This window comes from Rhizobium sp. P32RR-XVIII, from assembly GCF_012641395.1.
GTDB lineage: Bacteria > Pseudomonadota > Alphaproteobacteria > Rhizobiales > Rhizobiaceae > Rhizobium.
The window spans coordinates 193,631-220,193 of record NZ_JABAIH010000007.1; the positions used below are offsets into that span (position 1 = coordinate 193,631).

27 protein-coding genes are annotated in these 26,563 nt (G+C 58.9%); 16 read left to right on the plus strand and 11 right to left on the minus strand.

Annotation, left to right across the window (positions count from 1 at the left end; translation table 11 throughout):
- Nucleotides 1-137: 137 nt before the first annotated feature.
- A complete protein-coding gene (locus HGP14_RS20970) occupies nucleotides 138-923 on the minus strand; it encodes a class I SAM-dependent methyltransferase (protein WP_168831813.1) in 786 nt (261 codons plus the stop codon).
- 293 nt (nucleotides 924-1,216) lie between these two features.
- Here HGP14_RS20970 and modA point away from each other — a divergent pair, with 293 nt between their 5' ends.
- From modA to modC, 3 genes are all read left to right on the plus strand, one after another.
- Nucleotides 1,217-2,011, plus strand: coding sequence for a molybdate ABC transporter substrate-binding protein (modA, locus tag HGP14_RS20975; RefSeq protein WP_168831814.1), 795 nt, complete (start codon nucleotides 1,217-1,219; stop codon nucleotides 2,009-2,011).
- A gap of 71 nt (nucleotides 2,012-2,082) precedes the next feature.
- Entirely contained in the window at nucleotides 2,083-2,784 is a 702-nt protein-coding gene (gene modB, locus HGP14_RS20980) for a molybdate ABC transporter permease subunit (RefSeq protein WP_168831815.1), read from the plus strand.
- A complete protein-coding gene (gene modC, locus HGP14_RS20985) occupies nucleotides 2,781-3,848 on the plus strand; it encodes a molybdenum ABC transporter ATP-binding protein (RefSeq protein ID WP_168831816.1) in 1,068 nt (355 codons plus the stop codon). Before modB ends, modC begins: the two co-directional genes overlap by 4 nt.
- Here the strand turns inward: modC and HGP14_RS20990 are convergent.
- On the minus strand, nucleotides 3,839-4,225 hold the full coding sequence (locus HGP14_RS20990) for a winged helix-turn-helix domain-containing protein (protein ID WP_168831817.1): 387 nt from the start codon (nucleotides 4,223-4,225) through the stop codon (nucleotides 3,839-3,841). The genes modC and HGP14_RS20990 overlap by 10 nt on opposite strands.
- 200 nt (nucleotides 4,226-4,425) lie before the next feature.
- Between HGP14_RS20990 and rsfS the strand changes: the two genes are divergently transcribed.
- The 6 genes from rsfS (at nucleotide 4,426) to HGP14_RS21020 (ending at nucleotide 10,181) form a co-directional block, all read left to right on the plus strand.
- Complete coding sequence (rsfS, locus tag HGP14_RS20995) at nucleotides 4,426-4,866, plus strand: ribosome silencing factor (RefSeq protein WP_168831818.1); 441 nt, start codon at nucleotides 4,426-4,428, stop codon at nucleotides 4,864-4,866.
- 113 nt (nucleotides 4,867-4,979) lie between these two features.
- On the plus strand, nucleotides 4,980-5,462 hold the full coding sequence (rlmH, locus tag HGP14_RS21000) for a 23S rRNA (pseudouridine(1915)-N(3))-methyltransferase RlmH (protein WP_168831819.1): 483 nt from the start codon (nucleotides 4,980-4,982) through the stop codon (nucleotides 5,460-5,462).
- 140 nt (nucleotides 5,463-5,602) lie between these two features.
- Complete coding sequence (locus tag HGP14_RS21005; protein WP_409527093.1) at nucleotides 5,603-7,048, plus strand: murein hydrolase activator EnvC family protein; 1,446 nt, start codon at nucleotides 5,603-5,605, stop codon at nucleotides 7,046-7,048.
- Nucleotides 7,038-8,360, plus strand: a complete 1,323-nt coding sequence (locus tag HGP14_RS21010; protein ID WP_168831821.1) for a S41 family peptidase — start codon at nucleotides 7,038-7,040, stop codon at nucleotides 8,358-8,360. Before HGP14_RS21005 ends, HGP14_RS21010 begins: the two co-directional genes overlap by 11 nt.
- Nucleotides 8,361-8,441: 81 nt before the next feature.
- On the plus strand, nucleotides 8,442-9,635 hold the full coding sequence (locus HGP14_RS21015; RefSeq protein WP_168831822.1) for a divergent polysaccharide deacetylase family protein: 1,194 nt from the start codon (nucleotides 8,442-8,444) through the stop codon (nucleotides 9,633-9,635).
- A gap of 12 nt (nucleotides 9,636-9,647) precedes the next feature.
- The gene (locus HGP14_RS21020) at nucleotides 9,648-10,181 is read left to right on the plus strand and encodes an RNA pyrophosphohydrolase (protein ID WP_168831823.1); all 534 of its coding nucleotides are present in this window, start codon (nucleotides 9,648-9,650) and stop codon (nucleotides 10,179-10,181) included.
- 111 nt (nucleotides 10,182-10,292) lie between these two features.
- Here HGP14_RS21020 and bfr read toward each other — a convergent pair whose 3' ends face one another.
- From bfr to HGP14_RS35570, 5 genes are all read right to left on the minus strand, one after another.
- A complete protein-coding gene (bfr, locus tag HGP14_RS21025; RefSeq protein ID WP_168831824.1) occupies nucleotides 10,293-10,784 on the minus strand; it encodes a bacterioferritin in 492 nt (163 codons plus the stop codon).
- Nucleotides 10,750-11,124: a (2Fe-2S)-binding protein gene (locus HGP14_RS35565; protein WP_246704520.1), complete on the minus strand. Its 375-nt coding sequence runs from the start codon at nucleotides 11,122-11,124 to the stop codon at nucleotides 10,750-10,752. The genes bfr and HGP14_RS35565 overlap by 35 nt, the downstream gene beginning before the upstream one ends.
- A 314-nt stretch (nucleotides 11,125-11,438) precedes the next feature.
- Nucleotides 11,439-14,897 carry an error-prone DNA polymerase gene (locus HGP14_RS21035; RefSeq protein WP_168831826.1) on the minus strand — a complete coding sequence of 1,153 codons (3,459 nt, stop codon included), beginning with the start codon at nucleotides 14,895-14,897 and terminating at the stop codon, nucleotides 11,439-11,441.
- Complete coding sequence (locus tag HGP14_RS21040) at nucleotides 14,894-16,438, minus strand: DNA polymerase Y family protein (RefSeq protein ID WP_312862160.1); 1,545 nt, start codon at nucleotides 16,436-16,438, stop codon at nucleotides 14,894-14,896. The genes HGP14_RS21035 and HGP14_RS21040 overlap by 4 nt, the downstream gene beginning before the upstream one ends.
- Nucleotides 16,350-17,297 carry an ImuA family protein gene (locus tag HGP14_RS35570; RefSeq protein WP_246704525.1) on the minus strand — a complete coding sequence of 316 codons (948 nt, stop codon included), beginning with the start codon at nucleotides 17,295-17,297 and terminating at the stop codon, nucleotides 16,350-16,352. Before HGP14_RS35570 ends, HGP14_RS21040 begins: the two co-directional genes overlap by 89 nt.
- 162 nt (nucleotides 17,298-17,459) lie before the next feature.
- On the opposite strand from HGP14_RS35570, the gene HGP14_RS21045 reads away from it, so the two are divergent.
- Nucleotides 17,460-17,897 carry a metallopeptidase family protein gene (locus tag HGP14_RS21045; RefSeq protein ID WP_168831828.1) on the plus strand — a complete coding sequence of 146 codons (438 nt, stop codon included), beginning with the start codon at nucleotides 17,460-17,462 and terminating at the stop codon, nucleotides 17,895-17,897.
- Nucleotides 17,898-17,899: 2 nt separating this feature from the next.
- Here HGP14_RS21045 and HGP14_RS21050 read toward each other — a convergent pair whose 3' ends face one another.
- Together HGP14_RS21050 and HGP14_RS21055 are read right to left on the minus strand one after the other, a co-directional pair.
- Nucleotides 17,900-18,106, minus strand: a complete 207-nt coding sequence (locus tag HGP14_RS21050; RefSeq protein WP_168831829.1) for a DUF1737 domain-containing protein — start codon at nucleotides 18,104-18,106, stop codon at nucleotides 17,900-17,902.
- A gap of 4 nt (nucleotides 18,107-18,110) precedes the next feature.
- Nucleotides 18,111-19,013 (minus strand): HpcH/HpaI aldolase/citrate lyase family protein, encoded by a 903-nt coding sequence (locus tag HGP14_RS21055; RefSeq protein ID WP_168831830.1) that lies wholly within the window; start codon nucleotides 19,011-19,013, stop codon nucleotides 18,111-18,113.
- Between the two features lie 113 nt (nucleotides 19,014-19,126).
- On the opposite strand from HGP14_RS21055, the gene HGP14_RS21060 reads away from it, so the two are divergent.
- The 3 genes from HGP14_RS21060 (at nucleotide 19,127) to leuD (ending at nucleotide 20,651) form a co-directional block, all read left to right on the plus strand.
- Nucleotides 19,127-19,357 carry a hypothetical protein gene (locus HGP14_RS21060; protein ID WP_168831831.1) on the plus strand — a complete coding sequence of 77 codons (231 nt, stop codon included), beginning with the start codon at nucleotides 19,127-19,129 and terminating at the stop codon, nucleotides 19,355-19,357.
- A gap of 129 nt (nucleotides 19,358-19,486) precedes the next feature.
- Nucleotides 19,487-19,906 (plus strand): glyoxalase/bleomycin resistance/extradiol dioxygenase family protein, encoded by a 420-nt coding sequence (locus HGP14_RS21065; protein WP_168831832.1) that lies wholly within the window; start codon nucleotides 19,487-19,489, stop codon nucleotides 19,904-19,906.
- 136 nt (nucleotides 19,907-20,042) lie between these two features.
- Nucleotides 20,043-20,651: a 3-isopropylmalate dehydratase small subunit gene (leuD, locus tag HGP14_RS21070; RefSeq protein WP_168831833.1), complete on the plus strand. Its 609-nt coding sequence runs from the start codon at nucleotides 20,043-20,045 to the stop codon at nucleotides 20,649-20,651.
- A gap of 52 nt (nucleotides 20,652-20,703) precedes the next feature.
- Here leuD and HGP14_RS21075 read toward each other — a convergent pair whose 3' ends face one another.
- Nucleotides 20,704-21,636 (minus strand): pyridoxal-phosphate dependent enzyme, encoded by a 933-nt coding sequence (locus HGP14_RS21075; RefSeq protein ID WP_168831834.1) that lies wholly within the window; start codon nucleotides 21,634-21,636, stop codon nucleotides 20,704-20,706.
- A gap of 173 nt (nucleotides 21,637-21,809) precedes the next feature.
- Between HGP14_RS21075 and leuB the strand changes: the two genes are divergently transcribed.
- The 3 genes from leuB to lpxE all read left to right on the plus strand — a co-directional run bounded on the left by leuB (nucleotide 21,810) and on the right by lpxE (nucleotide 24,597).
- Nucleotides 21,810-22,922, plus strand: a complete 1,113-nt coding sequence (gene leuB / locus HGP14_RS21080) for a 3-isopropylmalate dehydrogenase (protein ID WP_168831835.1) — start codon at nucleotides 21,810-21,812, stop codon at nucleotides 22,920-22,922.
- A 108-nt stretch (nucleotides 22,923-23,030) separates the two neighbouring features.
- Entirely contained in the window at nucleotides 23,031-23,789 is a 759-nt protein-coding gene (locus tag HGP14_RS21085) for a phosphatase PAP2 family protein (protein WP_168831836.1), read from the plus strand.
- Between the two features lie 79 nt (nucleotides 23,790-23,868).
- Nucleotides 23,869-24,597: a lipid A 1-phosphatase LpxE gene (gene lpxE / locus HGP14_RS21090; RefSeq protein WP_168831837.1), complete on the plus strand. Its 729-nt coding sequence runs from the start codon at nucleotides 23,869-23,871 to the stop codon at nucleotides 24,595-24,597.
- Nucleotides 24,598-24,651: 54 nt separating this feature from the next.
- Here lpxE and HGP14_RS21095 read toward each other — a convergent pair whose 3' ends face one another.
- Complete coding sequence (locus HGP14_RS21095) at nucleotides 24,652-26,538, minus strand: MFS transporter (protein WP_168831838.1); 1,887 nt, start codon at nucleotides 26,536-26,538, stop codon at nucleotides 24,652-24,654.
- Nucleotides 26,539-26,563 lie beyond the last annotated feature (25 nt).

The window sequence follows — 26,563 nt, forward strand, 5'->3', positions numbered from 1 at the left end:
GCCGTTTCGATAAGTATGTTTTATCATGATCTCGCGAGACTGGAAGTCTGTATATTGCATTGCAGCAATGCAGGAGTCGCAAAGCTCTTCCCTATATGCATTGATCCTGTGCCGCTTTTTGCGGCACACGCTAGGGCTTAGCGATAAACGCGCTCGGAAAATGCGCTCATGCCCGAACGAACCATCAACTCGTAGACCATGCGCCTGCTGATCGGGTTGTGCAGCCTTGCAACCCGGGAGCCGAGAAATTCCGTCTCAACGTGGTCGAAAGCCGTCAGATCCGGCGCGTCAGCGATCATGCCATAGTAAAACTCATGGAATTCCCGCCGGCAGACATAGGTTTTGTATTTCGTCATGCAAAAGGCGGAGAACTCCGATCCTCGCTCTCGCAGGAAATCCGCGACGCCAACGGTCACTTCGGGCCACGCGGGGTTGAACGTATCGTCGAATGCGACGACCCCATGCTTCGCAAGCGAATCCATCGCCAGCCGGCTGTCGGCCGCGACATGCTGCAGCATATGTCCCCCGTCGATACTGAAGAAGCGCACTTCGCCGATCTTTTCCCTGATTTCAGTCGCGGTCAGCTTGGTGCTATCGCCCTTGACAATCAGGTTCTCGTCGACCTCGAGCCCCAACCGCCGGCCATTCTCCAGAAACCGGCTGTATTGGAGCGACACGCCGTCGCTCGTCTTGCCGATGTCGAACAGGTCGATTGCAAGCAGTTTTGCGTCAGGGCCACAGATCTTCCTGAACAGGTAATAGGAGCGCCCATAAAAGACACCGATTTCAGCAATTCCCCCGTCAAGCGCCCTGCCCTGTTGGCCTTGCAACAATGAAAGAAACACGAGTGCGTCTGGCGGATCGATGTATCCTTCAACCGTTTGCAAGTCGTGAAAGATGAATTTCCGCGTCGTCGAATTCATGAAATCGTTGATCCTCGTTTCTTACCATTCAATTTGCCAGGCGGCCCAAAGAAGGCGGCGAGTAGATAGGCTATTTTTGGCAAATTCAAGCCATTTGATCGCCGATTTTACTTTAAATTTACCGTCATTTTCTCAATCGATACGCGAATATCCCGGTAATGTTGTACAAAATTGCAGATATTCACATAAAAGAACCTATAGGCATCTTGCTATACATTCGCCAACTATCCCTCTAGCCATTCCACCGATATCGATATATTCCTACGGATATTTCGACCTGGAGGTTCCAAAACATGCCTACTTTTCGCCAATGGATAAAAAGTTCGATCGGCATCATTTCTGCAGTCTGGATCGCCGCCGCCGGACTCGCGCCGGACTCCGCAAGCGCCGCTGACAAAGTGACCGTCTTTGCGGCAGCGAGCCTCAAGGATGCGCTCGACGCCGCGAACGCGGCCTGGGCAAAGGAAAGCGGCAAGGAAGCCGTCGCCTCCTATGCCGCCAGTGGGGCGCTTGCCAAGCAGATCGAAAATGCTGCGCCGGCCGACGTCTTCATCTCCGCCGACCTGAATTGGATGGACTACGTCGCCGGAAAGAAGCTCATCAAGGACGACACCCGTTCCAATCTCCTGGGTAACCGCCTCGTTCTTGTCGCAGCCAAGGACAACGCCAAGCCGGTCGACATCAAGCAGGGCTTCGACCTCTCAGGTCTGATCGGCGACGGCAGGCTTGCCATGGGCGAACCCAAATCTGTCCCGGCCGGCAAGTATGGCCAGACGGCGCTCGACAAGCTCGGCATCTGGAAGTCGGTTGAACCGAAGGCCGCCTATGCCGAGAGCGTTCGCGCAGCGCTGGCGCTCGTTTCTCGCGGCGAAGCCCCTTACGGCATCGTCTATCAAACGGATGCGGCCGCCGATAAGGGTGTGGCGATTGTCGGCACCTTCCCCGCCGATTCCCATCCGCCGATCATCTATCCGATCGCGCTGCTTGCCGAGAGCAAGAATCCGGACGCATCTGCCTATCTCGACTTCCTGAAGTCGGACAAGGCAGCTCCGTTCTTCACCCAGCAGGGCTTTACTGTTCTGAAGTGATTGCGGTTTCGGGCGCCCCGACATAGCGTCAAGGCTTGCTTCGGCAAGCCTTCTTTTTTTGGAGACACTGCTTGGACCTGTTCGGCCTCAGCGATGAAGAATGGACCGCAGTGTTTCTCAGCCTGCGCGTATCAGTTGTTGCCATGCTGGCGAGCCTGCCCTTCGGCATCCTCGTCGCACTCCTGCTGGCGCGCGGCCGCTTCTATGGCAAATCCGTCCTCAATGGCGTGATCCATCTGCCCCTCATCCTTCCGCCCGTCGTTACTGGCTTCATTCTGTTGATCCTTTTCGGCCGGCGCGGGCCAATCGGCAGCCTGCTGGATCAATATTTCGGGATCGTCTTTTCCTTCCGCTGGACCGGTGCGGCGCTTGCTTGCGCCGTCATGGGGTTCCCGCTGATGGTGCGAAGCATCCGGCTTTCGATCGAGGCGATTGACCGCAAGGTGGAGGAAGCGGCGGGAACGCTGGGAGCAAGCCCGCTCTGGGTGTTCCTCACGGTTACCCTGCCGCTGACGCTGCCCGGGATCATCGTCGGGATGATCCTGTCCTTCGCCAAGGCTATGGGTGAATTCGGCGCGACCATCACCTTTGTCTCGAACATCCCAGGTGAGACGCAGACGCTGTCGACGGCGATTTATACGTTTACGCAGGTTCCCGGCGGCGACGCCGGCGCCATGCGTCTTACCGTCGTTGCGATCGTCGTCTCCATGGCCGCGCTGCTGGCCTCGGAGTTCATGGCGCATCTCGCAGGCCGGAGGGTCGACCCGGAATGACGCTGACGATCGAAACCAAACACCGATTCGGCGCCTTCACCCTTGATGCGGCCTTCACCTCGAAAGCCGGCCTGACCGCGCTTTTCGGCCGATCCGGCTCTGGCAAGACCTCGATGATCCGCATCATCGCCGGTCTGGTCCGGCCGGATGAGGGCCTTGTTGTTTTGGACGGCGAGCCGCTGACCGACACCGCGAAAGGCATCTTTGTCCCCCGCCATCGCCGCAGGTTCGGCTATGTTTTCCAGGACGGGCGGCTCTTTCCGCACCTAAACGTTCGAAACAATCTTTCCTACGGAAGCTGGTTCGCGGCGAAGGCTCCAGGCGCCGGCAGCTTTGACCGCATCGTCGATCTGCTCGGCATCGAAAGCCTTCTTGACCGGCGTCCTTCCACGCTCTCAGGTGGTGAAAAGCAGCGGGTCGCGATCGGCCGCGCGCTGCTTTCCTCTCCTCGCCTGTTGCTGATGGACGAACCGCTCGCGGCACTCGACGAAACTCGCAAGGCGGAGATCCTGCCCTATCTCGAACGCCTGAGGGACGAGACTGAGATCCCGATCGTCTATGTGAGCCACTCGATCGCCGAGGTGGCCCGCCTTGCAAACCAGGTCGTGGTGATGCGCGACGGCAGGGTCGAGGCCGCAGGCAATGCGACGGACGTGCTGAGCCGGCCTTCGGCAGCGGAGGACCCGCGCGACGCAGGCGCCCTTCTCGAAGGCATTGTCGAAAAGCTTGATGAAAAGCATCGCCTTGCAACGCTCGTATTAAAGACGTCGCGCCTTTATGTTCCTGCCGCTGGTGTGTCGCAGGGCAAGCGCGTCCGCGTGCACATCCCTTCCCGTGAGGTCATGCTGGCGACCACGAGGCCTGAGGGTTTGAGCGCCCTGAATATCATAGAGGGAAGCGTACGGAAGATATCGCCGGAGGACGACGGAACGGTCGAAGTCGAGATCGATTGCGGCGGCGATATCATCCTATCGCGGATCACGATGCTCTCCGCCGAGAGGCTTGACCTTGTATCCGGCAAGCCGGTCTTCGCCGTCGTCAAGTCAGTCGCGCTTCAGCCTTGAGTGTTGCTCGGCGCGTCGACCGGTCGGCGGTTGCTTTCGAGCCAGGCGAGATCGCTCGCCAGGCTAGCCCGCACTGTCGCTTCCATGCGCCGGAAACGCGAGAGCAGCTCCTCGCCAAAGGGCGTCAGGGCCGCACCGCCGCCCTTCTGTCCACCGCGTTGAGATTCGACCACTGGGTCGCTGAACATTCGGTTCATGTCGCTGACCAGAATCCAGGCGCGACGGTAGGACATATCCATCGCCCTGCCCGCCGCCGAAATCGAGCCGGTTTCGCGGATGTGCTCGAGAAGCTCCATCTTGCCGCGGCCAAGCCGATCTTCCTGCGGAAAGCTGATGCGGAGGATGGGAACGATTTGATGTTTGGCGGTAGTGTCCATGCAGTTCTACAATTCCCGAAAATCGCCAATACTTTACGCTTGGCCGACCGCGCTGTACACAACCCCTCCTCCACCGCGGTGAGACAATCTTTTGCGCGAACTTAAGCTTCGCTGAATGAAACGGAGCGCGTGTCTTGAAAGATTAATGGTTTGATGCCTATCTTAACTCATGATTTGGTTCGTCCAAATCAGTGATGCGCATGTTCTGTTATTCCAAGAAAGGAAAAGCACTGACAACAGTACAAGCCAAGGGAAGAGCGCTCGCCGTTGTCCCGAAGAGCCCGGAAAGTGGCGCCGATGCCGCCGCCCGCGCCCTGCAAGCCGTCCTCACGAGCCTTGAGGACTCTAAAGCAGAAGATATCGTTACCATCGACATTGCTGGGAAATCTGCGCTGGGCGACTACATGGTCGTCGTCTCCGGCCGATCGAACCGCCATGTCCTGGCGATCTCGGATCACCTCCTCACCGACCTGAAGGACGAAGGCTTCGGAACAGCCCGTGTCGAAGGTCAGGAAGGTGGCGATTGGATTTTGATCGACACCGGCGATATTATTGTGCACGTTTTCCGTCCTGAAATCCGCGAGTTCTATAACATCGAAAAGATGTGGGCAGCTCCGGATATGGAAGAAACGCGGCACTGACAGGCCGTCCGGACCGTTTATCCGGCGCCTGAGACGGGGCACAGAATAGCCGGCAACATGAGGACCGGCACATCTTGGTATTGTGTCTTTTGAGGCGTGACGGGAGCGGATGAATGCGTGTGGGTCTTTTTGCGGTGGGACGGCTGAAGTCCGGCCCCGAGAAAGATCTTGCGGCCCGTTATTTCGAACGTTTTGCCAAGGCTGGTCCTGGAATCGGCCTGGAATTTTCCCGCGTGGCAGAAGTCGCCGAAAGCCGCGCCTCGAATGCGGAAACGCGCAAGCGCGAAGAGGCGGCCATGCTTCAAAAGACGCTTGGCGAGAGCAGCGTCCTTATTCTCCTCGATGAGCGCGGCAAGGCAGTGGATAGCGAAGCTTTTGCAAATCTGCTGGGTACCTATCGCGATCAGGGCAAGCGCGACCTGATGATTGCAATCGGTGGCGCCGACGGCCTTGATCCCGCGCTTTACGACCGAGCCGACCTGATTCTCTGCCTCGGCAAGATGACTTGGCCGCATCAGCTCGTTAGAATACTCGTCGCGGAACAGCTCTACCGGGCCGTGACCATCCTTGCCGGTCATCCCTATCATCGCGCCTGACGGTCACGAAGCCGTGTCTTGCCAAGCGCGGCTCTCTTTGCCAATCGTTCTGGCAAATGATGCCAAATCGGCTTAGTCTCCGCGCGATTTGAGAGTTACCCTGAACGCGCATGACGAGAACTGCCCCTAAGCGAAAGAGACTGATCCTGCCCGTACTGGCGGCTGGCCTCGGCGCGACGGCAATTTTCGCTCAGTCCGATCTCGGCGGAACCGGTGCATTTGCTCAAGACGCACCGGCCCAGATGCCGACGGCCGAAAGTTCTCAGGAGCCCGCTACGCCCAATGCAGCAACTGACGTGGTTCCCGCCCCGGATGAGGTTCCGCCCGATCCGGCTGCAGAGCTCGCAAAGAAGCGGGACGAAACCCGCGCAGAGCTCGAGGCGCTGTCGAAAACGATCAATCTTTCATCCGACAAAGTCATCGCGCTGCAAAAAAGCATTGCCGATCTGGACAAGAGCAGCACGAATATCCGCCAGGCGCTGATCGATTCCGCTGCCCGGCGCAAGACGCTTGAAAGGCAGATGCTGGAAAGCGAAAAGAAGCTCGCCGATCTTGGCGTCAAGGAAGATGCCATCCACCGCTCGTTACATGAGCGCCGCGGCCTGCTCGCCGAAGTGCTCGCCGCCCTTCAGCGAATGGGCCGCAATCCGCCCCCTGCCCTCCTCGTAACGCCGGACGATGCGCTTGCCTCCGTGCGCAGTGCCATTTTGCTCGGTGCGGTCGTGCCCGGTATGCGCAAGGAGACCGACAAGCTCGCCGGCGACTTGGCGAACCTCGCGGCCCTGCAGGCAGCGACCACCAAGGAAAAGGCAAATCTTGCCGCCACGATGACGAACAACATCGAGGAAGAGCGGCGCATGGACATGCTGCTTGCCGAAAACGACAAGCTCAATCGCAGCAATGCCGCAGATCTTGAAGCCGAAAAGAAACGTTCGGAGGAACTGGCGGGCAAGGCGACGACGCTGGAGAGCCTTGTGGCCTCGATGGAATCGCAGATTTCCTCCGTCCGTGAGGCCGCCGAGGCGGCCCGCCGGGAAGAGGAGAACCGGAGGCTCCTCACCGAGGAGCAGCGGGCGCAGGCCAAGGCGCTTGCCGAGAATGGTGTGCCCGATAAAAACCGTATTGCGCCCGCATATCCGTTCGGAGAGTTGAAGGCGAAGTTGGAGTTGCCCGTGGCGGGCGAGATTCTGCGCCAATTCGGCGATGCCGATGGCACCGGACACGAGGCCATGGGAATGACACTGGCCACCAATCCGGACACGGTGGTGACTGCGCCGGCGGACGGACTAGTGGTTTTCGCCGGCTCGTTCCGCAGCTACGGCCAGATGATCATCCTCGATGCGGGCGATGGATACCACTTGGTGATTTCCGGAATGGACATGATCAGCACCCGCCAGGGGAAATTTGTTTTCGCCGGGGAGCCATTGGCCGTGATGGGTGCGAAAAGAGTCGCGAGCGCAACAGCATTGGCGCTGGAAACCAACAGGCCGACGCTTTACATTGAATTTCGAAAAGACGGAAAACCGGTCGATTCCCGGCCTTGGTGGACCGCCAGAGATACTGGAAAGGCACGCAATGATTCGTAGGGCTTCTCTTGTTTTGGTCGGCGCATTGATGGGCGCGACCGGTATGAGTGTCATCTATGCCGCGGGAGTGCCGGCCGAGGCGGCCGGAGCATCCACCTACAAGGAACTGTCGGTGTTTGGTGACGTTTTTGAGCGCGTGCGGGCCCAGTACGTTACGCCGCCCGCAGAAGACAAGCTGATCGAAAATGCCATCAATGGGATGCTCTCATCCCTCGATCCGCATTCAAGCTACATGAACGCCAAAGATGCCGAAGACATGAGCACCCAGACGAAGGGTGAATTCGGCGGTCTCGGCATCGAAGTGACGATGGAAGACGAACTCGTCAAGGTCATCACCCCGATCGACGATACCCCCGCCGCCAAGGCTGGCGTTCTTGCCGGAGACTACATCTCGGAAATCGACGGCCAGTCGGTGCGCGGGTTGAAGCTCGAAGACGCCGTCGAAAAGATGCGCGGCCCGGTCAACACGCCGATCAAACTCACGCTCATCCGCAAGGGTGCAGACAAGCCGATCGAGCTGACGATCGTTCGCGACATCGTTGCCGTCCAGGCCGTAAAGTCACGTGTCGAAGGCGACGTCGGTTATCTCCGGGTTATCTCCTTCACCGAAAAGACCTATCCGGACCTTGAAAAGGCGATCACCAAGATCAAGGAGACGGTTCCGGCCGACAAGCTCAAGGGCTATGTTCTTGACCTGCGTCTCAATCCAGGCGGCCTGCTCGACCAGGCAATCAAGGTTTCTGATGCTCTCCTTGAGCGGGGAGAAGTGGTCTCGACTCGCGGCCGCAACCCGGATGAAACCCGCCGCTTTAATGCCGGTCCCGGCGATCTGACGGATGGCAAGCCGGTGATCGTGCTCGTCAACGGCGGCTCGGCTTCGGCTTCGGAAATCGTCGCCGGCGCTCTGCAGGATCTTCGCCGTGCGACCGTTCTCGGCACTCGGTCGTTCGGCAAGGGCTCTGTCCAGACGATCATTCCTCTCGGCGAGAACGGCGCGCTCCGTCTGACGACGGCGCTCTACTACACCCCGTCGGGCCGCTCTATCCAGGGCACTGGAATTACGCCGGACATCAAGGTCGAAGAACCCCTGCCGGACGATCTGAAGGGCAAGATGGTGACCGAAGGCGAATCCAGCCTGCGCGGCCACATCAAGGGTCAGAGCGAGACCGATGAAGGCTCGGGCTCCGTTGCCTACGTGCCGCCGGATCCGAAGGATGACATCCAGCTCAACTATGCGCTCGACCTGCTTCGCGGCGTCAAGACCGACCCGTCCTTCCCGCCGAATCCGGCTAAGGCCGTATCTGCCAAGTAGTTTTGCTATGCTATCAGGCGGGAGTATTGATCCCGCCTGATAGCTTTCTGCTGTTTCCCGGTTTTGGGGCGGGCGAGGAAATTGGGAACGGATTTGCATGCACCATTGGGCCAAAACCGTAAGGCTGGCCCCAGGCGTCCAGGCGTACTGCGGATCGGCCGCGTCGTCGCCAGCCTCTGCCTGATCGCGATCGGCGGATTTTCACTCTACTCAGCGTTCCGTGACGACGGCCTTCAACAGGCGAAACCGCCTGCGACGGATGTGGCGGCGTCACCGCCAACGGACACGACCCAAAGAGCCTCCACGCAAAGCCAGACGGGAAGCGGCATGCCTCGCTCGGACCCTCGCTCCGGCGCCAACGTCGAAAAGATGACGACGGGTGATGGCTCCGTCGTGACAAAGTACAGTCCGCGACCACGCGACGGCAGCGGTCCGGTGCTGGTGGACGCTATGCAGATCGGCCAGGATCCGCGGATGGCGGCGATGCCGAACGAAAGCCTGCTGGAAGACAGCTCCTTCGGCCGGCTGCCGATTGTCGGACCGGATGGCCGCCGCCCGATGGATCAGTATGCGCGGCCGTGGTCCGGCGCTCGCGGCACCCGGGTTGCAATTGTCGTCAGCGGCCTTGGCCTCAGCCAGACGGGCACGCAACGCGCTATCAAGGAACTTCCCGAAGAGATCACCCTCGCATTCGCAGCGAGCGGGAACAGCCTGCAGCGCTGGATGCAGGAGGGGCGTCGCAGCGGTCATGAGATCATGATGCAAATTCCAATGGAGCCATTCGATTACCCAGCTAATGATCCTGGTCCGGAGACGCTGCTGACGTCGAAATCGCCTGGAAAGAACATCGAGAGCCTGCACCGGGCGATGGGCGAAATCACCAACTACACAGGCATCATGAATTACCAGGGGGGACGCTTTCTCTCCAATCCGGACGCTCTTGAACCGGTGATGCGCGATGTCGCCAAGCGCGGCTTGCTGTTTCTCGACGACGGGTCTTCCGCGCAGTCAAAGACGGAGGCTGTCGCAAAAGGCACCGAACTTCCCTATGCGTTCGCGGATCTGCAACTCGACGGACAGGTCGATACCAACGCGATCCTGCAGAAACTCGACGAGCTCGAGCGCATCGCCAAGCGGAACGGTCAAGCTATCGGTGTCGCCTCGGCCTTCGACGAGAGTATTGACGCTATCGCCAAATGGAGCGAAGAGGCAGGCATGCGCGGCATCGAGGTCGTCGGCGTCGCGGCTCTCGCCACCGATCCGAAAAACCCTTGAGGAGCATGCCCCGTGAACCAGGCGATAGTCAAAGCCGAAGACCTGCCTTACCGCCCCTGCGTCGGTGTCATGATCCTTAACCGCGACGGCCTTGTCTGGGCTGGCCGACGTATTCCGGACGGCAATGCCGAGTATGATGGTTCACCGCACCTCTGGCAGATGCCGCAAGGGGGTATCGACAAGGGCGAGGATCCCCTGGAGGCCGCCTACCGGGAGCTCCACGAGGAAACCGGCATCAGAACCGTGACACTGTTGGCAGAGACCAAGGACTGGATCAATTATGATCTGCCGCCGCAGCTGATCGGCATTGGCCTCAAGGGAAAATATCGTGGCCAGACACAACGTTGGTTCGCCTTCCGGTTTGAAGGCGACGAAAGCGAGATCGCCATCAATCCACCGCCAGGCGGTCATGAGCCGGAATTCGATGCCTGGGAGTGGAGGCCCATGCAGGAGTTACCCGGCTTGATCGTGCCTTTCAAACGAGCGGTCTATGATCGGGTCATATCAGAGTTCAGCCACCTGGCAGGCTTGAGAGCGCCGGATTAAGAAGGGCGTCTTCCGCGAAGAAGGACTCCAGTCTGCAGCTCTGATAAAGGAACATCGCCTCGATGCGACGGAAAAGAGGACCGGCCGAATTTTTCGGCCGGTGGGCAGACCTCAGTCCTTGTCTGCGTCGTCGGCCGAGTCTGCATTGAGCTGGCCATATTTGGATTCGCCGATCTTCTCGAGCAGTTGCAGCTGAGATTCGAGAAAGTCGATATGGCCCTCCTCGTCTGCGAGGAGATCCTCAAACAGCTTCATGGAGACATAGTCGCCGGCGTCATGACAGATGTCGCGTGATTTCTTGTAGGCCGTGCGGGCGTCATACTCACCGGCCAAGTCGGCTTCGAGAACTTCTTTGACGTTCTGGCCGATGCGCAAAGGCGCGAGTGTCTGAAGGTTCGGATGCCCCTCAAGGAAGATGATCCGCGCGACCAGGCGGTCGGCATGGTGCATTTCCTCGATGGATTCGGCGCGTTCCTTCTTTGCGAGCTTGGTGTAGCCCCAGTCTTCCAAAAGACGGTAATGGACCCAGTATTGATTGACGGCACCGAGTTCGAGGAATAGCGCCTCGTTAAGCCGCTCGATGACTTTTTTGTCGCCTTTCAATGTCCGCCCTCCTGTTATCCTCGTGGAATTGTTTCAGGCGGGACATGAAATCAGATATCTCACCCTCCGTCGAGTCGCGGCGAGCATGATATTCTTCGGTTGTTTGGATGATGATATCGACGACGTTGGGGAAGCAGCCGCAGCAACGACCACGCTTTTCCATGGCGTGATAGACCTTCGCCGGAACAATAAGCTGCCAACAATCCTGATCGAGAAGCTCGTTGATGACTTCGCGGATTTCGTGGTCAGTTATGTAATTGCAGCTGCAGACAAGCACGTCTTCATTCCAAACATGACATTCACTATCGTCTTTTCTGCAAAAGAAGATGGTGGCTGTCAAGAAAAAATCGAGATCGAAAGCATGCGACTGGTTGTCCCCCGTTCACATGGCCGTGTGAGGTTCGGGGTGAACTCGCGCATTTCGCTTCCGATCCTGCAAGCGCCTCGTAAGAATTGTGGGCACTCATCACCTAGAGATCTCGGAGGTGGCACGACCGCAGTGGGTGAACAGACAGGTCATGGTCCTTGCCGTTTTTCTTCGAAACAGGTGACGATTCAGCAGGTTGAAACGATATTGATTGGGCCGGATCGGATCGCTTCAATGATGCAGATCGCTGAGGGGCGTCCCGGCAACGTTCTCGTCGCACGGCAGCATCAATGAAAATTGCGCCCCTTCGGCATGACCTGAGCAGTCTCTACGCCATCCGTCTGCCCGCTTGTTGACCTCATTCGCCTTTCAATCGCGGCCTTTTCGAGCATGCGTGCCATCTTCTTTTCGCGTGCATCGACCGTCGCCCTCATTGTCTCGTCGGCGCGCTCGCTGACCCCGAAGCTCCGAGCTTCCTTCTTCAGGAGGCCGAGGGCGGGCGTCATATCTTCGATATGCTCGACGACAGTGTGAATCACACCACCATGACTTTGCAGTTTACCTCGGATTTTTACGAGCCGCGCTCCCATGACGATCGGGCGGTATTTCTCGAAAACCTTTTGCCAGACGATGGCATTGGCAACACCCGTCTCATCTTCCAGCGTCATGAAGATTACTCCCTTGGCCGTGCCCGGACGCTGACGCACCAGCACCAGCCCGGCAATCGTCACCCTCTTTCCGTTCGGGACGCTGAGAAGATCGACGTTACGCGTAATGCCTGCTCTCCGGAAATCCTCTCGCAGGAAGGAAACCGGATGGGCCTTCAGCGATAGCGAAAGATAGCGATAGTCCTCGACGACCTGCGCCCCCGGCAACATCTCGGGCAGCGTCACGCTTGGCTCGATTTGCAGTTCGGCATGAGACACCTGATCGAACAAGGGCAGTTTCTCTGCGGCACTTTTCACATCAAGCGCCCGCACCGCCCAGAGCGCCTCCCGCCGAGACAGACCAATCGAACGGAAGGCATCCGCATCCGCCAGCCGTTCGATCTCCGATCTTTCGAGGCCTGAGCGCAGCCAGAGTTCACGGATCGATCCGTACCCGGCACCTCGATTTGCAATCAATTTTTCGTTGATGGCTTTTTCGGAAAGGCCCTTCACCTGCCGGAAACCAAGGCGAACCGCTCTTTTCGTTCGGATGATTTCGCGCATGTCCTTGTGCCGGAAATCGACTTTCGGCCTGTCGAAACGCGCTTCCTCCAAAAGACAGTCCCAATCCGAACGATTGACATCGATCTCGCGAATTTCCACGCCATGCTCCCGCGCATCACGCACCAGCTGCGCCGGCGCATAGAAGCCCATCGGCTGCGAATTCAGCATCGCCGCGCAGAAGACATCGGGATAATAGGCTTTGACCCAGGACGAGGCATAGACGAGCAGCGCGAAGGAAGCCGCGTGGCTTTCCGGAAAGCCGTATTCGCCGAAGCCCTTGATTTGATTAAAACATTGCTGCGCGAATTCGAGAGGATAATTTTTGGCGACCATGCCGTCTATGAACCTGCTCTCGAAATTTCCGATCGTGCCGGTTCGCTTGAATGTCGCCATGGCGCGCCGAAGCTTGTCCGCTTCCGCCGGCGCGAAGCCGGCTGCCGTAATGGCGATCTGCATCGCCTGCTCCTGAAAAAGCGGGACGCCAAGCGTTCTCTCCAGTACATCCTTAAGTTCTGGGCTTGGATAGTCCACCTCGGCACCACTTTTGAACTGCTCGCGCCGCTTGAGATAAGGATGGACCATATTGCCCTGGATCGGGCCTGGCCGCACGATCGCGACTTCGATGACAAGATCATAGAAACGCTCGGGCCTCAGCCGCGGCAGCATGCTCATCTGCGCCCGACTCTCGATCTGGAAGACGCCAAGCGTATCGGCGCGGCACATCATCGCATAGACTGGCTTACCCTCGTCTCCATGTTCCTTATTGCCGAGGTCGGCGAGGGTTTTCCGGACCCCATAATGATCTTCAAGAAGCGTGAAAGCCTTGCGCAGGCAGGTCAGCATGCCGAGCGCCAGCACATCCACCTTCAGAATTTTGAGATTGTCCAGGTCGTCCTTATCCCATTCGATCATGTAACGGCCGGGCATTGCCGTCTTCATGATCGGCACGATCTCGTCGAGCCGGTCCCGCGTGATGACGAAGCCGCCCACATGCTGGGTCAGGTGGCGCGGGAACGACAGAAGCTCCGATGCATATTGCAGCACGTTTTTCGTCATCGGATCGAACATGTCGAGGCCTGCCGCTTTTGCCTCGCGCTCGGACAGAGTGTCATCCGACCAACCCCACACCAGACTGCCGATCGCCGACTGGACGTCCTCCGACAGGCCGAAAGCCTTCGCTACCTCACGCCCGGCCGAGCGGGTGCGGTAGGTGGTCACCCCGGCCGTCAGCCCGGCATGGTTTATACCATAGGTCTCATAGATGAACTGAATGACCTCTTCGCGCCTGTCGTGCTCGAAATCGACATCGATATCCGGCGGCTCGTCGCGATCCATGGAAAGGAACCGGTCGAAGAGCAGGGTGCTTTTTGCAGGATCGACTTCCGTTATCTCCAGGCAGTAGCAGATAACGGAATTGGCTGCCGACCCTCTGCCTTGGCAGAGGATCTTTTTTTCATAACGCGCATGCTGGACGATCCTATGAACCGTCAGGAAGTAAGACGCGTAGTTTTTCTGCCTGACCAAATCGAGTTCGTAATCGATTTGGTCCTGGATTTTTTCGGGAACTGGCTCGGGATGATACCGCTTCACCGCACCGGCTCGTGTCAGGCGATCAAGCGTCTCATACGCCGTTTCTCCCGGCGCATTCTCAGCCGGATAGTTGTGACTGATCTCGTCCAATGAGAATTTCAGCCCGGCAAAAAATTTGCCGGTATTTCCGATCGCTTCCGGATAGTTCCTGAAGAGCCGTGACATCTCCCGGCTTTCCTTGAGATAGCGCTCGGCATTCGGCGCCAACAGAAAACCGGCCTTCGGGATTGCCACATGCTCCCGAATGGCAGTTACGACGTCGGATAACGGCCTACGCGCCCTATCGTGATAAAGTGGCTGATTGGTTGCGATCAGCGGCACACCGTTTTGTACCGCCATGTTGGAGAAAGCGGCAAATGTCAGCGCATCATGGCCGTTATAGGAGGGGGTTAGTGCCAGAAAAAGATTGGCGCCGAACCGGTCTTTCAGAAGCCGGAGGCAATCCGAAAACAGGCTTCGGCGACCAATATCCTTGATGAGGTTAGGATCGGGCACGACAGCAAGCATCATGCAATCACCCCATTCCATCAGGTCCGCTTCTTCCAGTAAGCAGGTTCCCTTTACGGCACCGTCCTTCAGGTTACCGGCACTCAGCAAGCGGCAGAGGTGCCCCCAGCCTTTCCGGTCTTTCGGGTAGGCCAGGATATCAGGCGTCTGATCACAGAAGACGAGACGGGCACCCGGCTGGAATGGCACGGGCGTAAGTATGTCTTCCGCCTTCTCTTTCTCTTCCAGGCGCCCTGCCAGCTTCCTTTCATGCTTGTTGCGAAGAGCCTTCATCTGGGCATGGGCACGCACGACACCCGCCACGGAATTCCTATCGGCGATCCCGATCCCGGAAAGGCCAAGGATGGCGGCTTGGGTCACGATCTCCTCAGGCTTGGAAGCACCTTCCAGAAAGGAAAAGTTCGTTTTTGCGCCGATTTCGAAGAAGCCCATGCTCATGCGAAAACTCCATGCATGAACCATTGGGGCATGGCCGGCCCATAATGACCTTCGCGGTAGATCCAGAAACGATAGCCTCTGTCATCCTCGACGCGAAAATAATCGCGGTCTGGGGCATCCGCGCCATCGATCCACCATTCCATGCCGATTCTCTCGGGTCCTTCGCTCCGGACGATACGATGCCGGATGCGGCGCCAGCGAAAATTGGCCGGCGCACCGTCCGGAACTTCAATCGCGAAGGCCTCCATGAGCTCCGGCCGGCCGAGTAGCCGCAAGGGCCGTTCACTTCTTGCTGCAGGAAAACTGCCCTGCACTTTCCCTGCAGGCGACGAGAGAGTGTCGATTGCTGGAACGGCGAAGGCAGCCCGCTCCGGCACATGGCTTTCGCGTAGATCGAAGCTCGTCAGGCAATCCGCACCAAGCCGGGCCGAAACCTGATCGACGAAATTCGCCAGTGAAACATCCTTTTGCCGGTCACCATCGAAATCGCCCTGCAGCATCGCGAAATCCTCGTGGCGCTGCACATTTATCCGCAGGATTTCAAAACCATACCCCACGTCGAGATCATCATGGATCGCCGTCAGCCTTTCGGAAAAAAGCGATGCGATGCGGTGAGGCTCACGAAGCGGCTGTGATGCGCCAGCGGAAATCCGAAAGACGCGGCCATCGACCCTGAAAAGAACGAGCTCGAAAAGCCGGCCGCCAACGCCCCGCGCTTCAAGGGAGGGTTTCAAGGACATGGCGACCTGTCCGGCCAAGGCAAGAATATCGTCTTCGGTGCCGATCGGCTCCGCGAGCCTGCGTTCGGCAGAAAGGCTTGCCACAGGCAGGCGAGGGGAAACCGGCTCCTCATCCAGCCCCAAGGCCTGATCGAGCCGCAACAGAACGCTGGCGCCAAAACGTCGGGTCAGCGGCGCCCGCGGCGCTTGCAGAAGATCGCCGACATATCGCAAGCCCAGTTTCTGCAGGGACTCGACGACATTCTCGTCGAGGCGAAGCGATGCGACGGGGAGAGGGGCCAGAACATTTTCGGCCTCCTCCGGCGCAATAACTCCGCCCTGGCCGTAGCGGCTGACGGCCCAGGAAAGTCCCGGCGACGACGATATGGCGCCGTAGACATCAAGTCCCATTTGATGAAGGCGCGACAATATTTCCTTGAGCATCGCCCGTTCACCCCCGAAAAGATGGGCGCAACCCGTGATATCGAGGAACAGGCCATCCTTGCCGTCAAGTGCCACCAGCGGGGTATAACGGTCGCACCAGTCGGCAATGCCTTCGAGCAGACGCTGGTCGGCTGCGGGATCCTCCTCCACGACATCGAGGATCGGATGGATCGCCCGTGCCTCGGCAACGCCCAATCCCGGCTTCAGTCCGATCTTTTCCGCCACTTCATCCAACGCCGTCAGGCGCATGGCATTGTTGAGCCGTCCGGAGCAGACGATCGGCGGCGCGTCAGGACGCCCGGCCGAACGCCAGGAGAGACCCCATCTCTTGCGTGCTATCCGGTCGGTCGGAAGATGCGGGAAGTTGAGCGCCAGAATGCGCTGCGAGCTCGCCTGGAAAGCGAGAGTCGGCTGATTGGTGAATAGGGAAAAACCGGCGGTCATGAGGGTTCCACTCCAAAAGAAAAGAGAGGGGAGCCGGATTACGGCTCTTCTCCAGGGTGAGACGAAAGACCGGATTGCCGATGCTACCGCCCAGCATCAAACCATCCGGCAGTGGCCGCGCCTGAGCCGGCACAGTTTCGGAAAGCAAACGGAAACAGGCGCTGCTTGCTTCCTCCTCGCCAGCTTGCCGCAACAGGAAAAGCGGGCGCCCCGAAGCCTTCGTCCTGAGATGCAGGCGCCGGCTCTCGGTCAGGCCGAAAGATTTTGGATTGCCGCGAACCTCCAGAATGGTTGCAGAAAAGACCCCACTTTCAATGGCCGTTTCCGCAAGCCACAGAGCGTCTTCGAGCTTGCGCGGGCTCGCATAGAAAAAGCGCTCCGGCCGCAGGCCGAAATCCTTCAGGCCGACCGCATAAGGAATGCCCGCCTCCATCGCGGCTACTTTATCGGCAATCCAGAGGATGGGCCCGGGACCGTGCGCTTCCTCTTCGTCCTGCCGCTGCAATACTGCTGCAAGGGCCAATGCAAACCCGCTGCTGGCCGCCGCATCGCGCAGCATCGGCGTTCGCACTTCCGTTAGTCCATCAAGCGGCAAGCCGCCATCCAAGGCCTCGTCCAGCGCCGGTATGTGGAAGGAGAAGCGTGGAGATCTTTTTGTTTTCTTCCTAAAACCGCCTTCGCCCAGCGCTTCCTGCTCGGCAGCGGCCAACCCCGGCACCGGCTTTCCCTCGAGCTTTGCAATGGTTTCGCGGAGCGCAAAAAGCCGCTCGCGCGCCACGGCTGTCTTCGCCATGACGTTCACTCCAATTGTCTTGTTCATGTTATGTTCTTATGGATTCCAGAGCTTCCGGGAAGAGTCAACAGGCAATTTCATGTGAATTTATTCCTGCCTTGATTTCACACTCGAAAATCCTTCGCAAAGGCTCTATATGCGCGCCAAAGGAAGGGAATTTTCATGGCCCGCATAGACCAGAGCGAGGATTGGCGCGACCGCCACGCCCCAACGCTCAGTACCTTCGAGTCCCTGGCGATGGAGGCCTACAGCCATCTGCCGGATGAGTTCCGGTCGTTGACCGGCAATCTGACGATCGAAATCGAGGATTTTCCAGACGACGACGTGTTCGAAGACATGGCGCTGGAAACACCGTTCGATCTGTTAGGCCTTTTCGAGGGCAGGGGTATTTCCGAACGCTTCACCGTCGAAACCGGCGAGATGCCCAATCGCATCCGCCTCTACCGGCGTCCCATTCTGGATTACTGGGCGGAAAACGATGAAACGCTGGGCGACATCATCACCCACGTCCTCATCCATGAGATCGGCCACCATTTCGGGCTCAGCGACGAAGACATGGAGCGGATCGAAGCCAGCGCCGAGGAAGCCGTCGGCCGCTGAGATTATTGCTCGGAAAGCTTCATGTCCGGATGATAATGCTTGCCTTCGACCTCTTTCACGATCGCCTGACCGGCAATCACCTGGCCGGTCTGGGCATTGAAGGTCAGTGAGGGAGAGCCGTGCAGAGACCAGCCTTTGTTGAGGGCATCGGTTACGCGATGGCAGAATGCGGCGTCGTCCTGGCCAGTCAGAACACGGTAGAGCTTCATGTTATCATTTCCGTTCAGCAATGAGGCGGGCTTTATGAACCAGACTTTCCGCCTGGACAAGATGCAGCCGCTCGATCATCCGGCCGTTCAAATTGATGACGTTGAGGCCATCGGCTGAAGGATCGGCGAACGCGGCGATGATCTCTTCCGCCTCACGGGTCGCCGCCTCGTCCGGAGCGAAATGCCGGTTGGCTGCCTCGATCTGTGCCGGATGGATCAGCATCTTGCCGTCGAAGCCCATGGCCCGCGCATGCGCGCACTCGGCGTCGAAGCCATCCATTTCTTTGAAATCATTGAAGACACTGTCGATGGCGTCGAGACCATAGGCACGCGCAGCAAGGATCACCTGCATCAACCAAGGCACAAGATAGGTGCGGCCCGGCTGCGGCAGAACGCCCGTCTCTTTCCGCAAGTCGTTCAGTCCGACGACAAAGCAGTCGAGCCGTGAGCCCGGCGTGCGTCCGAACTCGGCGGTGGCCGCAGCGTTCAGAATCCCACGCGGCGTTTCGATCATCGCCCATATTCTGAGCGTTTCCGGCGCATCGGCATCGCTCAGCAGGTCGCTGACCGTCATGACGTCCTGTGGCTCGTCAACCTTCGGCAAAAGCACCGCATCCGGCTCGAGCGCCAGAACCAGCTCCATATCGGCATGGCCGAAGTTCGATGATAGCGGATTGATGCGGATGATTTTTTCTTTGTTTTCAAGGGGCCGCGCCGAGAAGAAGAAGGCTTTCAGCCCTTCGCGCGCCTCTTCCTTCTTCTCCGGCGCCACCGAATCTTCCAGGTCGAAAATAACAGCATCGCAATCGAGGCTATAGGTCTTTTCGAGTGCGCGGGTATTGATCGCGGGGACGCTGAGCACAGAACGGTGCAGGCTGAAGGAACGTGTGGGAAGATTTCGGCTCATCACAAATGTGTGCCAAGCTTTGTGAAGCCTGGCAAGACAACAAAATGCCATGCTTGACTTGCAGAGAGGCAGAAGAAGGACCACATCCCTTTCGAAGAAAGGTTCTAAGCTCAATGCAGAATATACGCTTCATCTTCGTCATGCTGGCAGGGTTCACTGTATTCGTGGCGCTTGCCGCTCTCACCTTTTCGGTGACGCTCGCCGTCGGTGGCATCCTGACTGTGCTCATGGCCGCCCGCGCGCTTTCGATGAAGATGAAGCCGGCTCCGGTCCGTGCCAAGGCTGAGGCAAAGCGCGAAATGCGCGTCTGGAACGACGGCCGCGGCACGATCATCGACCTCTGATCGCAACCGGCCATTCAGCCCTTCACAAAAAATTCTTTATGGAGCTGTCGGCTCCCGTTCTAATCCTACGTCCTTGAAGCGGTCGGCCATGATGCCGGACCTTAAAAAATCAGGAGACGGAGGAAGAACATGGATAGCAATGAAAACGCCCCCGCCAAGATGCCGGCGGTCAAGAACGGCCTGCTGCCCTATCTGACGGTCGACGGCGCGCTCAAGGCCGCGGAATTCTATAAGAAGGCATTCAACGCCGAAGAAGCCTATGTCGTGCCGGCCGACGAGAAGGGCCGGACGATGCATGTGCATCTCTATATCAACGGCAGCTCTCTCATGCTGTCTGATGCCTATCCCGAATACGGTCATCCCTTCAAAGGCCATGAAGGCTTCGCCATCCAGCTGGTCGTCGACGATATCGACTCCTGGTGGGAGCGCGCCGTCGCTGCCGGTGCCGAAGTCGTCATGCCGGTCGAACTGATGTTCTGGGGCGACCGCTACGGCCAGCTTCGCGATCCATTCGGCGTGCTCTGGGGGCTGAACGAAACGTCCAAGTAACGGAGCATGCACGATGGGCAGGCCGCGCGAAACGCCGCGTGGCCGCCATTTTAGAAAGATTCTCCTTCATTTCGGCGGGAAACTGGACTAGATGCTGATCAACGAACGTACATCCGCTGAATTTGGAGCCTAGGTCATGGATAAATTCGTGAAGCTCACCGGCGTCGCCGCGCCCCTGCCTGTCGTCAACATCGACACGGACATGATCATTCCGAAGGATTATCTGAAGACCATCAAGCGCACCGGCCTCGGCAAGGGCCTCTTCGCCGAAGCCCGCTACAACGAGGACGGTTCCGAAAACGCCGATTTCGTGCTGAACAAGCCGGCTTACCGCGACGCCAAGATCCTCGTCGCCGGCGACAACTTCGGCTGCGGCTCCTCGCGCGAGCATGCGCCATGGGCGCTTCTGGATTTCGGCATCCGCTGCGTCATCTCCACGAGCTTTGCGGACATCTTCTACAACAACTGTTTCAAGAACGGCATCCTGCCGATCATGGTCAGCCAGGAAGACCTCGACAAGCTGATGGACGACGCTTCGCGTGGCTCCAATGCCATACTGACGGTCGATCTCGAAAATTTGGAAATCACCGGCCCCGACGGCGGCTCGATCAAGTTCGATCTCGACGAATTCAAGCGTCATTGCCTGCTGAACGGTCTCGATGACATCGGCCTGACGATGGAAAAGGGTAAGGCGATCGACAGCTTCGAAAAGAAAAATGCCGCTTCGCACCCCTGGGCTGCCTGAGCGAGCAGGAACACCTTACCGATCAAGCCGGGCTTTCGCCCGGCTTTTTCTTTTAGAGAAAGCGCTCTTTCCAAACCTTCAGCTTGTCGAGCGAGACACCGATGCCGCCGCAGACTTCGACGAGCGGGTTTTCGAAACGCGAAAGCAGGCCCGGATGGACGTCGGCTACGGCAAGCGCTGCCCCGCAAGCGGGCTCGACCAGGATGCGATGGGCATCGGCGAATTTCAGGCAAGCGGCAACGGCTTCAGCATCGCTCACCGTTACGCTCTCGATTGGGTGGTGCTTCGGCAGATCGAAAACATGCTGCGCAACCTGCCGCGCGCCAAGCGAGTTGGCGATCGATGTGATCCCCGGCAGCGTGATGCGCTCGCCTGCCTTGAGGCTCTCATGAAACGAAGCAGCGCCTTCCGTCTCCACCGCGATGACCGGCACATGCGATAGCCCGTTACGCTTCAGCCCCGCAACGACACCGGCAAGCAGGCCGCCGCCGCCGACGCTCACAATGACGCAGTCGAAGCGCGTGCCGCTCGCCACGACCTCATCGATCAGCGTGCCATGCCCCTCCCAAAGCAGAGGATGGTCGAACGGATGCACATAGGCGGCCTGCCGGGCTTCCGAGAGCTTGATCGCATAGGCGTTGGCCTCGTCGAAGACGGAACCATGGACCAGCACCGAAGCCCCGGTCGCCTCGATCGATTGGCGAACCTCCGCCGACGTCGTCTCGGGAACGACGATCGTTACCGGAACACCTAGCGCGCGGCCTGCGAAGGCCGCGGCGATCCCGGCATTTCCACCTGAAGCACAGAAGATTTCCTTCGCGCCATTTTCCACCTCATGCTGACAAAGCCTGCTGACGCCGCGCATCTTGAAGCTACCTGAAGGCTGCAGCGCATCGAGCTTGAGCCACAAAGGCTTGCCATTGGCGCTGTAATCGGTGGCGGTGCGAAGGAGCGGCGTATTGAGATGCAGTGGAGAAGAGGACATTCTGAATTCCATTCTTGAAACGTGACCATCTTTTGGCGCGGAGACGGGCAGGGGTCAACACATCAGGGAAGGCCGGTACCGCGGCAAACCGTACCGATTCGGCCTCTCCCTTGCTTGAAATGCCGTTTTCCGGGGTCTAAGAAACCGCAACTTGTTTTTCCGTGGAGGATTTCATGACAGTGCGCAATCTTTTCCTGCTGCCGGGCGACGGCATCGGTCCCGAGGCCATGGGCGAGGTCCGCAAGATCATTGCTTACATGAACGAGGAGATGAAGGCCGGTTTCGTCACCGATGAAGGCCTGGTCGGCGGCAGCGCCTATGATGCGCATGGCGCAGCCGTCTCCGAAGACGACATGAAGAAGGCGCTTGCGGCAGATGCCGTTCTCTTCGGTGCCGTCGGCGGTCCCAAGTGGGATAGCGTTCCTTACGAAGTGCGTCCGGAGGCCGGTCTCTTGCGCCTTCGCAAGGATCTGGAGCTCTTCGCAAATCTGCGACCTGCAATCTGCTATCCGGCACTTGCGTCGGCTTCCTCATTGAAGCCGGAGCTGGTGGAAGGTCTCGATATTCTCATCATCCGCGAGCTGACGGGCGGCGTTTATTTCGGTGAGCCGAAGGAGATCATCGATCTCGGCAACGGCCAGAAGCGCGGCATCGATACGCAGGTCTATGACACCTATGAAATCGAACGCATCGCCGGCGTCGCCTTCGAAATGGCCCGCACCCGCCAGAACCGCGTCTGCTCCATGGAAAAGCGCAACGTCATGAAGTCGGGCGTGCTCTGGAACCAGGTGGTGACCGAGACGCACAAGGCGAAGTATTCCGACGTCAAGCTCGAGCATATGCTGGCTGATGCCGGCGGCATGCAGCTCGTACGCGCGCCGAAGCAGTTCGACGTCATCGTCACCGACAACCTGTTCGGCGACATGCTTTCCGACGTGGCCGCAATGCTCACGGGCTCGCTCGGCATGCTGCCGTCCGCTTCTCTCGGCGCACCGGATGGCAAGACAGGCAAACGCAAGGCACTTTACGAACCGGTCCACGGCTCCGCGCCCGACATCGCCGGCAAGGGCATCGCCAATCCGATTGCCATGATCGCCTCCTTTGCCATGTGCCTGCGCTATTCCTTCAATATGGTTACCGAAGCCGATAACCTCGAAAAGGCAATCGCCAACGTTCTCGACAAGGGTATCCGCACGGCCGACATCATGGCCGAAGGTGCAAGGAAAGTCGGAACGGTTGAAATGGGCGAGGCGATCCTCTCCGAGTTCAAGGCGCTTTCTGCCTGATATTTCACGTGAAACGTTTCTGCCCTCGCGCCGGCCGGCGCGAGGGCTTTTTTATTGAAGGTCCAGGCTCCGGCTCCTATGTCCATTCCCGAACCTCGAAGGAATGGGATGAGCATCACCGTCAATCATAAGCCAGGCTTCCTGTCGTACCTGCGCAAGCGCTACGAGGCCCGGCGCACGATCCATCGCAGAGTTCCTTGGAAGGCATTTACCCTTTTCGCAATCAACGTCGTCGCCATTGCCTTTTTCGTCTTCGACAAGCCGCTCGGCGAGGCGGTGAAAAGCCTTTCGCCGCCTTTGGTCACCATAGCCGGCGACGTGACGGATATCGGCCGGCTTGCCTGGATTCTCGCGGGGCTCTGCACGGTTCTCGCCACCGGTTACGCGGTTCGACGACGGCTTTGGAAGGTGCGACGCAAGTTCCGCATGGTCTATTTCGGCCAGATGGCCGCTTATGTCGCGCTTTCGGTCATTTGCGCCAGCGCCGTCGCCAACACCTTGAAATTTCTGATCGGCCGGGCGCGGCCACTCCTCTATGAGCAGGAAGGTATTTTCAGTTTCTCGCCCTTCAGCATGGATTTCCTGCATCAGAGCTTCCCGTCGGGCCACTCGACCAATATCGGCGCGCTCTTCGTGGCGCTCGCACTGCTCTTTCCGCGGTTCAGGCTTGTCTTCATTGGCGTCGGCCTCTGGCTTGGCGCAAGCCGCGTCATCATTGGTGTCCACTATCCAAGCGATGTCGCCGCCGGGCTGGCGCTCGGTGCCTGGTTTGCTTTTGCGATGTCGATCCTTTTTGCCCGCTTCGGCCTGATCTTTGCCGTCGGCCGCGATGGATGGCCCATCCCTCGGCTGAGTCGGCTTATTTAAGCCTCCGTAAAAAAACTGTCGCCGCGAACTGATAGCGTCAATCCGTTCTAAAAAATTACTTTCGAACGGGTAAGGTTTGATGCAGGCAATACTTTCCTCGCTCGACAGGCGTTGGCGGCGCAGCACCTGCCGGATGCCTCAATTGCGGTGGCAGACCTGTCTTTTCATCACCTGCAATGCCGTCATTCTCTCGATCCTCCTGCTCGACGGCCCTGTCGGCGCTAATCACGTGCCACCGGTCATCCGCCGCGTCGGGCGCATGCTGACGGATTTCGGCACGTCCGGCTGGATCATCATCGTCAGCGCCTTCCTTTTCTTCGAGGGCCTCGCGGCGCTGCGTATCGTCAAATCACTCCGCACGCGGATCCAGGCGTTGCAAATGTGCTGGATCGGCGCCTATCTGCTGACGTCGATCGCGCTCTCCGGCGTCCTCGCCAACCTGCTGAAGCGCGCCATCGGCCGCGCCCGGCCGCAATATTTCGACGACTACGGTATTGTTTCCTTCTCGCCCTTTTCGGGCCATTCCGGCTTTGAGAGCTTTCCCTCCGGACATGCGACCACCATCGGAGCGTTCTTCGCGGCCCTCTCGCTGCTCTTCCCGCGCTATCGCATCGCCTTTCTCGCCTGCGCGCTCTGGCTCGGCATGACCCGCGTCATGGTCCGCGCGCACTATCCGAGCGACGTGATCGCGGGGCTGGCTCTTGGCGGCTGGTTTTCTCTGATGATCGCCATCGTGTTTTCGCGCTATGGCGTCCTTTTCAAGCTCGTCGAAGGCTGGCCGGCACCCAAGCGCATCCTGCGCGCATAGAAACACCCGGCGTCTTGCGAACGCCGGGTGTTTTCAGCCTTGCGTCGATAAACCTCAATCCATCGTATGGATGTCGCGGTTCTTCGTCTCCGGCAGGAAGATCAGGCCGATGACGAACGTGATTGCCGCAAAGACAATCGGATACCACAGACCGTAGTAGATATCGCCAGCCGCCGCGCTCATAGCGAAGGCGGTTGCCGGCAGCAGACCGCCGAACCAGCCATTGCCGATGTGGTAGGGCAGCGACATGCCGGTATAGCGGATGCGGGTCGGGAAAAGCTCGACCAACAGGGCCGCGATCGGGCCGTACACCATCGTCACATAGAGAACGAGGACAAAGAGAACGGCGATTGTGCCAATCCAATTGACGCGCGCCGGATCGGCGACCATGGCGAAGGTACCGCCATTGGCAATCGTATACACTGCCATGTCGGTGACGCCGTTAGTCTCTTCGGCCGTCAGCAACTTGCCGGCCACGAGCTTGTCGGCAGGCATCGTTTCCTTCTCGCCGGCGCGTACCGCGTCGGCATTGAGAGCGAGTTCCGGATTCGCGGCAATGAAGGCATCGAGCTTGGAATCGGGAACCTTGGCGGCGGCGCGCTTCAGCGGATAACCGGCATCGTGAAGCGCAATGTTGACGCCCTTTTCGAAGGCGGCGGTCATGCCCTTCGCCTTGTCGCCGGCAGCGGCGGCATCGAAGCTGGTGACCGTCTCGTCGCCGATCTTGACCGTGGCCGGCTGGCCGGCCGGGCCTGGCACAACATCATACGGCACGGAGTTCTTGGTCAGGAACGCCGTTGCCACGTCGCACGAGCTGGTGAACTTTGCCGTGCCTGTCGGGTTGAACTGGAACTTGCAATCCGCCGGATCGGCCGTAACCGTTGCACGGACCGAAGCCTGGGCTTCGGCGAGCGCCGGGTTCGCAGTCCACGTCATCGCCTTGAACAGCGGGTTGTAGGTGACCGCCGCGATCAACAGGCCCGCCATAATAATCGGCTTGCGGCCGATCTTGTCGGAAAGCCCACCGAAGACGACGAAGAACGGCGTTGCGAGCGCAAGCGCGATGGCAACCATGATGTTGGCAGCCTGCAAATCGACCTTGAGCACGTTCTGCAGGAAGAACAGCGCATAGAACTGGCCACCATACCAGACGACGGCTTGGCCCATGGTCGCGCCGAGAAGCGCAATGATCGCGATCTTTGCATTCTTCCATGTTCCGAACGCTTCCGTCAGCGGCGCCTTCGAGCCTTTGCCTTCCTCTTTCATACGCTGGAAGACGGGCGACTCGTTCATCCTCAAACGGATCCAGACAGAGATGCCGAGCAGGACGACTGAAACGAGGAACGGAATGCGCCAGCCCCAAGCAGCAAAGGCTGTCGATCCCATGAGAGACTGAACCGCGACGATGACGATCAGCGAGAGGAAAAGCCCGAGCGTTGCCGTGGTCTGAATCCACGACGTGAAGTAACCGCGGCGGCCGTTCGGTGCATGCTCTGCAACGTAGGTGGCGGCACCGCCGTATTCACCGCCGAGCGCCAAACCCTGCAGCAAGCGGAGCGCGATCAGGATGATCGGAGCTGCAATGCCGATGGTCGCAGCACCCGGAAGAATACCGACGAGAAAGGTCGAGAGACCCATGATCAGGATCGTGACCAGGAAGGTGTATTTACGGCCGACGAGGTCGCCGAGGCGCCCGAATACCAGCGCGCCGAAGGGGCGAACCAGGAAGCCTGCCGCGAAAGCGAGCAACGTGAAGATATTGCGCGTCGCTTCCGGATACTGGGTAAAATAGGTCGCGCCGATATAGGTCGCGAGGGAACCGTAAAGGTAGAAATCGTACCATTCGAAAACCGTGCCGAGCGAGGAAGCGAAGATAACCTTCTTCTCCTCGCCCGTCATCGGAGCGGCCTTTGCGCCGCCGACGCTTGCGACATTTGCCATTGTCTGTCCTCCACAGAGTGATGAG